Below are 9,137 nucleotides of genomic sequence, written 5' to 3' on the forward strand. Positions count from 1 at the left end.
ATTCTTGAGATTGGTATTGAAAAAGGAAGACAGGATGGATTAAAAATAGGCCGTGCTGAGGGAGAAGCAATAAAATTAGTATCCATGATAAGAAGAAAACTGGAAAAGGGGCTTAGTGTTACTGCAATTTCAGAAGCATTGGAGTTGGAAGATGCTTATGTACAAAAGGTAATCAATTTGATAACAGAGGATTCTTCCAAAAGCGATCTGGAAATAGCAAAGATACTACTCAGATAACTAAACTATCACACTATATATTTTTCTATGACAGATTTTTTTTAAAAATAATTAACAACAGGGCAATCGTTTGTTAATATTTATCTAATAACATAAGAAAAACGATGACGGAAAAGAGTAGTTTATTCAGAAACATCCAGAGAGAACAGCATTTGGTGAAAGCTGTTTATGTGTAAGATAGACGAAAACCATTCCAGAGCTGTAATGCTGAAGTGATGTAAGTGTTACCGTATGCCTGTGTTAAAGGATAGGATTTATTGGAATCTGAAGTGAAAAGTTAAGGTGGAACCGTGTTAAATGCACCCTTAAGACTATTTTTTATGGTCTTATGGGTGCTTTTCTTATGTTGTTCAATACTGATAACCGGCTGTCGGCCGCAAAAAAGAAAGGAGCAACAAGAGTATGAAGGTTCTGCAAAAAAATGGTGAAATGGCAGAAATGAGTTTTGAAGAACAGGAGGGGAGGAAAGCGTTCTGGCACACGAGCGCCCATGTACTGGCGCATGCAGTAAAGCATCTTTATCCGGATACGAAATGTGCCATTGGTCCTGCAATTGAAAATGGATTTTATTATGATTTTGAATTGATTGAAGGGCTTATTCATAGAAATGAAAAATCCGTAACACTGCATGGGCCTATGAGAGCACGTTGTTTTATGCAGGACGATGCCCATATTTTTATGCGGGAAGAACAGGTGATGGAGGAAATCCAGGGCGTTATGAAGCTGATTGATGAGGTTTACCAAAGATTTGGGTTCGCTTATGAAATTGAACTGTCTACGAGACCGGAGAAATCTATTGGAACGGATGAAGAGTGGGCGCTTGCTACTAAGGCATTGGAGGAAACTGTAAAAGGTATGAATAAACCGTATGTCATCAATGAGGGGGACGGAGCTTTTTACGGTCCTAAATTAGATTTTCACTTAAAGGATTCCAATGGAAGAACATGGCAATGCGGAACGATTCAGCTGGATTTCCAGTTTCAGGTGCTCTGAAACGAGAAAAAGTGCGTGTAGAGATTGATTCAAATGCTGAAAAGCTTGGATACAAAATCCGGCAGGCGCGCATGGAAAAGGTTCCATATATTGTAATTGTAGGTGAGAAGGAGACAAATCATAAATCTATATCTGTAAGGCGGAGAGATGCTAAGGAGGCTGCACAGGATTTGGGGGAGATGAGCATTAGTGAAGCTGTTAATGAAGATAAAAGGTTTTTAAGTGCCTCCAAATTTCTATATCTCCCCTATTGACAGCCCTGCTTCAACGTGCTAGTATGATAAAAAGTTTTTGGAAATCCCATAAACAGAAAGAGGAAAACAATGAATCGCAGCTTACAGATCTGCGGATGTGAAATCCGCTCCTATATGCATATTTGTTTTTATTACGGACGTATTTGCTTGTAACCGTATGCAGGAATGATTCTTATTCAGAATTTATGTTTCATGCACAGGATACAAGCCGGTAGGTCTTATATGTCTGTGCAGAAGTGACGGAGCTGATTATTGTTACCTATATTTTTTCGCTTCTTTATCCGCATCAGACATATTTTTTGTTTGATGCGGTTTTTTAATGCCGAAAATATGCTTACCCGGCTGTTTCCCTCACATTAAAACTTTCCACAGGAGGAAAATCCCATGGCCGACAGAGGCTTCGAATTTTCCTTCAGAAGACCAGGAGGAAAATCCATTGTCCATCAGAGGACTCGCATTTTGCTCCGCATAACAGGAGGATTAAAAATGGTTACTACAAAGTCAGATCCGGTACAGCTGATTCTTGCACAGAAAACGGATGCCCTGCTCATTCACCAGCTGAAAAAAAGCGCATTTATGCCGCTTTATGAAAAATATCATGACACAGAAACAACCCCTGCGCTGGATCCACCGGAAAAGGTGGAGCTGCAGCTGGCTCAGGAGGAAACCGATTACTGGCTTATCGCCCTGGAAGGAAAGATTGTAGGCGCTGTGAGGGTGGTGAAAAAGAGGGATGCGCATGTGATTTCCCCTCTTTTTATCATCCCCGAGGAGCAGAACAAGCACGCCGCTTCCCAGGCCCTGACCCAGTTGTTCACCATGTACCCGGAGGTATTCACCTGGAGGCTTGTCACCATAATGGAAGAAGAGAGAAACTGCCATTTTTATGAAAAGCTGGGATTCTACAGTACTTTCACAGGAAAACCCACAGGCAGCCTCACCCTCACCGGATACGAGAAAAGAATCCTTCAGGAGGAAAGCTGATATGGACGCAGATACCAATACTGACATAAAGCTGAGAAATATGACCTCTATCTACATATCCTGCGGCACAAAAATTCTTCTTCTCTATCGCATCGGCTCCCGTGTGGTGCCGCCTTCCTGGTGCGGAATCGGCGGACACTTTGAGCCGGATGAATTAAACGATCCCCGGACATGTGTCCTGCGGGAGCTGGAGGAGGAAACCGGCCTTACGGAAAAGGATTTGAAAAATATCTCCCTTCGTTATGTAACGTTGAAATTAAAAGACGGAGAAATCAGGCAGAATTATTATTATTTTGCAGAACTGAAAAATCAGATCTTTTCTACATTCCTGCCTGAATGCAGTGAAGGAGTTCTGGAATGGACAGCTTATGAAAACCTGGCCCAACGCAGGATGCCCTATACCGCCGGTTATGTAATACGTCACTATCTGGAAACAGGCCGGCATACTGAAACCCTGTACTGCGGTACAGCGGTGCCGGGCGGCATAAGCTGGGCGGAACTTACGGATTTCTGATATGCAGCCTTTTTTTACAAACAGCTTGAATTTTTTTTAGGAGGTATGCCAATGGAACAGGAAATCACTTTGATTATGCCTACCGAAGCCATTCAGCCCGATTCTGTTGATTACGATGAATGGGAACATAAAATCCAGGAATATCGCAGAGAATTCCTGGAAAACGGCGATACCATAAACGGCAGCCGCGGACTTCACCATTATGAAAAAATAGCGGGCTGGCTGGAGCAGATAAAGGCCTGTGAAAAAGACAACAACAGCTATATCGGCGTTCCCGTAACCACGTTCCTCGCCATCCGCCGTGACAGTCCTGATGATTGGACGATAGTGGGAAACATCGAAATCCGCCACCATCTGAATCCGGCCCTTGAGGAGCTGGGCGGCCATATCGGCTACAGTGTCCGCCCTTCCCAGCGGCGTAAGGGCTATGCGGTTTCCATGCTGCGTCAGGTCCTTTGCTATGCGCGCACGCTCGGATTAAAAAAAGTAATGCTGGACTGCGACAAAAGCAACACAGGCTCCCTGAAAACCATACAAAAATGCGGCGGTATCCACTCCAGAGACCTTCTTTCTGAGTATCAAGGCCGCAATATCGTTAACAGCCAATTCTGGATTTCTTTGCCGTAATGTGTTACACTGTTACAGGAGCGTGTCCGAGAACCCAATCCGGCACGCTCCGGCGCTGAATAATGGAGCTTTAACCGGGAGTACGGCCCGGATCCGGAGACTGCCATTTTTTCATTATGCCCACACAGATAAAACCAGACGGAGGATTTCCCGAAATGCATCGAATTAAAAAAGGCCAATACGGCTATATCAAAAGCCAGAGGAAAATAGAAATTATCAAAACCCTTTCCCTGTTCCTTCTTTCCCTCGCCATATACCTGGGAGGCTACATCACCACGGGAACCAACAAAAACCTGCTCACCATCGTCGCCATATTAGGCTGCCTTCCGGCGAGCAAGTGTGCGGTAAATATGATCATGTTCCTTCGCGCCAGGGGCTGCAGCGAAGAGCTTTATCAAAAGGTGTCCGCCCACACCGGAACGCTCCCCTGCCTTTATGACAACGTCCTTACAAGCTATGAGTCCACTTTTGAGATCCCACATATGGTATTTTGCGGAAACAACCTGATAGGTATTGCCGTAAATCCCAAATGCAAAACGGCTGCCTGCGAAAAGCACCTGCAGGCCATGTGCGCCCAGAACAGTATCAGGGACGTAAATATCAAGATTTTTCAGGATATTCCCAAATACTTAAACCGGCTGGATCAGCTGCAGGAGCTTTCCGTCGAGGACACCCAGACGGAAGCGGTGCTTTCCCTGGTAAAGGCCATATCCATATAGGGGGCGCGCAATGAGAGAGGTAACGATAGGCGCTAACGAGGCCGGACAACGTTTTGATAAATTTCTGAAAAAATATTTAAAGGAAGCTGGCAGCGGCTTCCTTTATAAAATGCTCCGCAAAAAAAATATTACGCTGAACGGCTCCAAAGCCGATGGCAGCGAAAAGCTGACGGCGGGTGACAGGGTATGCTTCTTTTTGGCGGAGGAAACCCTGGAAAAATTCCGGGGAGCGCCGAGAGAAGTAACGGTGCCGGACAAAACAGCATCCAATTCATTAAAGCCGGACCTTCAAATTCCAGTTATCTTTGAAAATGAGCATATCCTTCTGGTGAATAAACCTGCCGGACTGCTTACGCAGAAAGCGGAGGCACAGGATTATTCCCTGAATGAATGGCTGACGGATTACCTGCTTTCCCGGGGAAAAATCACTGCGGACCAGCTGCGGACCTTCCGGCCTTCCGTATGCAACCGGCTGGACCGGAATACAAGCGGCCTGGTCATCTGCGGAAAAACCCTGGCAGGCAGCCAGAAGATGAGTGAACTGTTGAGGGAACGCACCGTCCATAAATACTACCGGCTTTTTGCGGCAGGCAGAATGGAGCTGGAAGGCGTGACGCAGGCCTGGCTTATCAAGGATGAAAAGAACAACCAGGTGCGGATTCTTTCCGCCGAGCCTAAAGGGAATAAGGCCGCTGCCCATATCGTGACGGGCTGCCGTCCCCTTACCTTTTATCCGGATTATACCTATGCCGAGGTGGAGCTGTTTACGGGAAAATCCCATCAGATACGCGCCCACCTGGCCGCGCTGGGCCATCCCCTTATCGGTGATGCCAAATACGGAAATAAAGCCTGTAATGACAGATACCGCAGACTGGGAATCCATTCCCAGATGCTCCATGCCTTCCGCGTGGAATTTCCCGTAATGGACGGCTGCTTTGCCGAACTTTCCGGAAAATCCTTTACGGCGCCGGAGCCGGAAGCCTTTCTGCGGCTGAAAACACAATAACAGGGAGGAGAGCAATGGCAACATGGAATTCAAGAGGGCTGCGGGGGTCCACGCTGGAAGACCTGATCAACCGCACCAATGAAAAATACCAGGAAAACGGACTGGCTCTCATCCAGAAAATCCCCACGCCGATCACCCCTATCCGAATCGATAAGGATGAACGCCATATCACCCTGGCTTATTTTGACCAGAAAAGTACCGTTGACTATATCGGCGCGGTACAGGGCCTGCCGGTGTGCTTTGATGCCAAGGAATGCGCTGCGGATACCTTTGCCCTGGCCAACATCCATGAGCATCAGGTGACTTTTATGGAAAATTTTGAAAAACAGGGAGGAGTCGCTTTTTTTCTCCTGTTTTTTTCCCATAAAAACCAGTTCTATTATCTTCCTTATGCCCATCTGCGCTATTTTTGGGACAGGGCAAAAGAGGGGGGACGCAAGAGCTTCCGGTATGATGAATTAAATCCGGAATATTTCCTCCCGAAAAAACAGGGGATACTGGTTCCTTATCTGGACATGATCCAGAAGGATCTGGATACAAGAGAAGAATAGCCGGTAAAAGGAGGGGCTTATGAAAAGCCAGGTTACAACGCTTTGCTATATTGAACGGGAGGACAGCTATCTGATGCTGCACCGTGTCAAAAAGAAAAACGATCTCAATGAAAATAAATGGGTGGGCATCGGCGGACATGCGGAAGAGGGGGAGAGTCCGGAGGACTGCCTGCTTCGGGAGGCAATGGAGGAAACGGGGCTTCTTCTTACTTCCTACCGGTTCCGGGGGCTGGTCACTTTTGTGTCGGATAAATGGGGGACGGAATACATGTGTCTCTATACGGCAGATGGTTTCGAAGGGGAACTGACGGATTGTGATGAGGGCTGTCTGGAATGGGTCCCAAAATCAGAAATTCCCAACCTGAATCTTTGGACGGGAGATCTGATTTTTTTCCGGCTGCTGGAAGAAAACGTTCCGTTTTTTTCTCTGAAGCTGCGTTATGAGGGAGACAGGCTGGCGGAATGGCAGCTGAACGGCAAAGACATGACTGGCAGCTTACTGCCGGAAGGAAATACTTGACAGCCTGCGGGCTGTTTAGTATAGTATTGATAGTTTGCTTTGCTAATATGCTACTAAATTAGCACGTTAATGCAATAAAGTAAAACAAAAGGAGAGAGGTTCAGATGAGTAAACCATTAGTACATACCCCGGAAGGAGTCCGGGACATTTACGGCGAAGAATATTTGAGAAAGCTGCTGGTGGAAGAAAAGCTGCACCATACCCTGCGTTCCTTCGGCTATCAGGATATCCAGACGCCTACCTTTGAATTTTTCGATGTGTTCAGCCGGGAAATCGGCACCACACCATCCCGGGAGCTATATAAATTTTTTGACAAGGAGGGCAATACCCTCGTTCTGCGGCCTGATTTTACCCCTTCCATGGCGCGTTGCGCCGCAAAATACTTTATGGATGAAAAGCTTCCCATCCGTTTCTCCTATCTGGGAAATACCTTTACCAATACCTCCAGCCTTCAGGGAAAGCTGAAGGAGGTGACCCAGCTGGGAGCCGAACTCATACAGGAGCCTTCCGTTCAGGCGGACGGTGAAATGATCGCCATGGTGGTGGAAGCCCTGAAGGCCTCCGGGCTGGAGGATTTCCAGGTGAGCATCGGTGAGGTGGAATATTTCAAGGGGATCTGCTCCCAGGCCGGACTGGATGAGGAGACGGAAAATGAGCTGCGCGATTTTATATCCAGCAAGAATTTTTTCGGCGCCCAGGAGCTGTTGGAGCAGAAGGCCGTCCGCAGGGATTACTGTGAGATTTTGCTGAAGGTGAACGATCTGTTCGGTTCTGCGGAAGCGCTGCAGCAGGCCAGGGAGCTTGTGAACAACGAGCGTTCCCTCCAGGCTGTGGAACGGCTGGAGGAGCTGTATCAGGTTCTGTGCGAATACGGTGTGGAGAAGTATGTTTCCTTTGATTTGGGGCTTCTGAGTAAATACCGTTATTATACAGGCGTCATTTTTAAGGCCTATACCTACGGCGTGGGTGACGCAGTTGCCAAGGGCGGCCGTTACAACAGCCTTCTGAAATATTTCGGGAAGGATGCGCCGGCCATCGGTTTTGTCATTGTAGTGGATGATTTGCTGGAGGCGTTGTCCCGTCAGAAGCGTAAGCCTCAGCCTGCCGCTGAAGGTATCCTTATTATATATGAAGAAGGACGCTTCCGGGATGCGCTGGAAAAGGCGGCGGCTCTCCGGGCGGACGGTGTTCCCACGGAACTGATCCCCGCATCCGTGGCCTCCAGAACGGCCCAGGACAGCGCCTTTGCGGACAGAATCAGGATTTACCGGGAAAAAGCCCGGGCGCATATGCAGAAGGCATTTTATTATCTGCCATCGGAAGGCGGATGTGCGGAAGAAATCCTGGACTGATACGGTACCGGGCAGCAAATGAAAGGATGCGGATGAAAATGGACGAGAACAGATATCTTACTTTTGCCCTTGCCAAGGGCAGGCTTGCCAATAAAACGCTGGAGCTTCTGGAAGAGGTGGGCATCACCTGTGAAGAAATGAAGGATAAGTCCTCCAGAAAGCTGATTTTTGTAAATGAAGAACTGAAACTGAAATTTTTCCTCTCAAAAGGGCCTGACGTTCCCACCTATGTGGAATACGGCGCCGCCGATATCGGCGTTGTGGGCAAGGATACCCTGCTGGAGGAGGGCAGACGGGTATATGAAGTGCTGGATTTGGGTTTCGGGAAATGCCGTATGTGCGTCTGCGGGCCGTCAGAAGCCAGGGAGCTTCTCAAACATCACGAAATGATCCGGGTAGCCAGCAAATATCCCAACATTGCCAAGGATTATTTTTATAATAAGAAGCATCAGACCGTGGATATCATCAAGCTGAACGGCTCTGTGGAGCTGGGGCCTATCGTGGGGCTTTCCGATGTTATCGTGGATATCGTGGAAACGGGAAGCACTCTCCGGGAAAACGGCCTGGAGGTGCTGGAAGAGGTCTGTCCTCTGTCCGCCAGAATGATAGTCAATCAGGTGAGCATGCAGATGCAGCCTGAACGGATAAAAAGTCTGATAAAGAAGCTGCGGGAGCAGATGCAGCAATAGCAGCTGTAAAATATCACCGGCCGGCAGAGTGTACATGAGAAAATGTCAGCGGCTGTTCTGACATGTACAGCTGCCTGGTATCATATTTTCCATCCGGCACATACGGCGCCGGCACATACAGGAGGAAGCATGAGAACATTAAAGCTATCTGAAAATACAAAGCAGAACCTGCTGAATGATCTGCTGAAAAGAAGCCCCAACAATTATGGTCAGTATGAGGACATTGTGGCCGATATCATTTCTCAGGTACGTACAAAAGGGGATGAGGCTGTCTTTTCTTATACCCGCCAATTTGACCACTGTGAAATTTCGGCTGAAAATCTTCTTGTCACCAGAGAGGAAATCGAAGAGGCCTTTGAATCGGTAGGAAGCGAATTCCTGGAGGTGATGAAACGTTCCGCGGAAAATATCCGCCGGTTCCATGAAAAGCAGCTGCGTTCCAGCTGGTTTGATCCCAGGCCGGACGGCACCATTCTGGGCATGAAGCACCTTCCCATCGCAACTGCAGGCGTATATGTGCCGGGCGGAAAGGCTGCGTATCCCTCCAGCGTCCTGATGAATGTAATACCTGCCAGGGTGGCGGGCGTGGAACGCATTATTATGACAACGCCCCCCGGCGCCGATGGGAAGGTAAATCCCGGTACACTGGCGGCGGCAGCTGTGGCAGGCGTCAATGAAATCTACAAGGTGG

Annotated in this window: 11 protein-coding genes, 2 pseudogenes and 1 other annotated feature; all 13 genes and pseudogenes read left to right on the forward strand. The window is 47.9% G+C overall.

Annotated elements, in window-relative coordinates; all coding sequences use genetic code 11:
• Window positions 1-237: pseudogene (locus HMPREF1548_RS30155) on the forward strand (hypothetical protein); the annotation flags it as partial.
• Window positions 238-332: 95 nt separating this feature from the next.
• Window positions 333-547, forward strand: a binding site (T-box leader).
• A gap of 281 nt (window positions 548-828) precedes the next feature.
• Window positions 829-1,215: pseudogene (locus tag HMPREF1548_RS31070) on the forward strand (aminoacyl--tRNA ligase-related protein); the annotation flags it as partial.
• Window positions 1,188-1,484, forward strand: coding sequence for a His/Gly/Thr/Pro-type tRNA ligase C-terminal domain-containing protein (locus HMPREF1548_RS31075; RefSeq protein WP_051358468.1), 297 nt, complete (start codon window positions 1,188-1,190; stop codon window positions 1,482-1,484). The pseudogene HMPREF1548_RS31070 and the gene HMPREF1548_RS31075, both read left to right, overlap by 28 nt.
• A gap of 486 nt (window positions 1,485-1,970) precedes the next feature.
• A complete protein-coding gene (locus HMPREF1548_RS23785; protein WP_035323692.1) occupies window positions 1,971-2,468 on the forward strand; it encodes a GNAT family N-acetyltransferase in 498 nt (165 codons plus the stop codon).
• A 1-nt stretch (window position 2,469) separates the two neighbouring features.
• On the forward strand, window positions 2,470-2,982 hold the full coding sequence (locus HMPREF1548_RS23790) for an NUDIX domain-containing protein (RefSeq protein ID WP_021639244.1): 513 nt from the start codon (window positions 2,470-2,472) through the stop codon (window positions 2,980-2,982).
• A gap of 51 nt (window positions 2,983-3,033) precedes the next feature.
• Window positions 3,034-3,609, forward strand: a complete 576-nt coding sequence (locus tag HMPREF1548_RS23795) for a GNAT family N-acetyltransferase (protein WP_051358469.1) — start codon at window positions 3,034-3,036, stop codon at window positions 3,607-3,609.
• Between the two features lie 155 nt (window positions 3,610-3,764).
• Window positions 3,765-4,328 (forward strand): hypothetical protein, encoded by a 564-nt coding sequence (locus tag HMPREF1548_RS23800; RefSeq protein ID WP_051358470.1) that lies wholly within the window; start codon window positions 3,765-3,767, stop codon window positions 4,326-4,328.
• A 10-nt stretch (window positions 4,329-4,338) separates the two neighbouring features.
• A complete protein-coding gene (locus HMPREF1548_RS23805; RefSeq protein WP_021639247.1) occupies window positions 4,339-5,334 on the forward strand; it encodes an RluA family pseudouridine synthase in 996 nt (331 codons plus the stop codon).
• A 14-nt stretch (window positions 5,335-5,348) separates the two neighbouring features.
• Window positions 5,349-5,885 carry a Holliday junction resolvase RecU gene (locus HMPREF1548_RS23810; RefSeq protein WP_021639248.1) on the forward strand — a complete coding sequence of 179 codons (537 nt, stop codon included), beginning with the start codon at window positions 5,349-5,351 and terminating at the stop codon, window positions 5,883-5,885.
• 19 nt (window positions 5,886-5,904) lie between these two features.
• Window positions 5,905-6,405, forward strand: coding sequence for an NUDIX hydrolase (locus HMPREF1548_RS23815; RefSeq protein WP_021639249.1), 501 nt, complete (start codon window positions 5,905-5,907; stop codon window positions 6,403-6,405).
• A 104-nt stretch (window positions 6,406-6,509) separates the two neighbouring features.
• Entirely contained in the window at window positions 6,510-7,757 is a 1,248-nt protein-coding gene (hisZ, locus tag HMPREF1548_RS23820) for an ATP phosphoribosyltransferase regulatory subunit (RefSeq protein WP_021639250.1), read from the forward strand.
• A 38-nt stretch (window positions 7,758-7,795) separates the two neighbouring features.
• Complete coding sequence (gene hisG / locus HMPREF1548_RS23825; RefSeq protein ID WP_025489989.1) at window positions 7,796-8,446, forward strand: ATP phosphoribosyltransferase; 651 nt, start codon at window positions 7,796-7,798, stop codon at window positions 8,444-8,446.
• A 129-nt stretch (window positions 8,447-8,575) separates the two neighbouring features.
• The coding region (locus HMPREF1548_RS23830; protein ID WP_021639253.1) for a histidinol dehydrogenase at window positions 8,576-9,137 on the forward strand (562 nt) is incomplete at its 3' end.

The organism is Clostridium sp. KLE 1755 (genome assembly GCF_000466465.2).
Taxonomy (GTDB): Bacteria; Bacillota; Clostridia; order Lachnospirales; family Lachnospiraceae; genus Eisenbergiella; species Eisenbergiella porci.

Excerpts from the sequence above, each read along its gene's own strand:
- HMPREF1548_RS31075 (WP_051358468.1), top strand. The coding sequence starts at position 1,188 with ATGCGGAACGATTCAGCTGGATTTCCAGTTTCAGGTGCTCTGAAACGA.
- HMPREF1548_RS23785 (WP_035323692.1), top strand. The coding sequence starts at position 1,971 with ATGGTTACTACAAAGTCAGATCCGGTACAGCTGATTCTTGCACAGAAA.
- HMPREF1548_RS23790 (WP_021639244.1), top strand. The coding sequence starts at position 2,470 with ATGGACGCAGATACCAATACTGACATAAAGCTGAGAAATATGACCTCT.
- HMPREF1548_RS23795 (WP_051358469.1), top strand. The coding sequence starts at position 3,034 with ATGGAACAGGAAATCACTTTGATTATGCCTACCGAAGCCATTCAGCCC.
- HMPREF1548_RS23800 (WP_051358470.1), top strand. The coding sequence starts at position 3,765 with ATGCATCGAATTAAAAAAGGCCAATACGGCTATATCAAAAGCCAGAGG.
- HMPREF1548_RS23805 (WP_021639247.1), top strand. The coding sequence starts at position 4,339 with ATGAGAGAGGTAACGATAGGCGCTAACGAGGCCGGACAACGTTTTGAT.
- HMPREF1548_RS23810 (WP_021639248.1), top strand. The coding sequence starts at position 5,349 with ATGGCAACATGGAATTCAAGAGGGCTGCGGGGGTCCACGCTGGAAGAC.
- HMPREF1548_RS23815 (WP_021639249.1), top strand. The coding sequence starts at position 5,905 with ATGAAAAGCCAGGTTACAACGCTTTGCTATATTGAACGGGAGGACAGC.
- hisZ (WP_021639250.1), top strand. The coding sequence starts at position 6,510 with ATGAGTAAACCATTAGTACATACCCCGGAAGGAGTCCGGGACATTTAC.
- hisG (WP_025489989.1), top strand. The coding sequence starts at position 7,796 with ATGGACGAGAACAGATATCTTACTTTTGCCCTTGCCAAGGGCAGGCTT.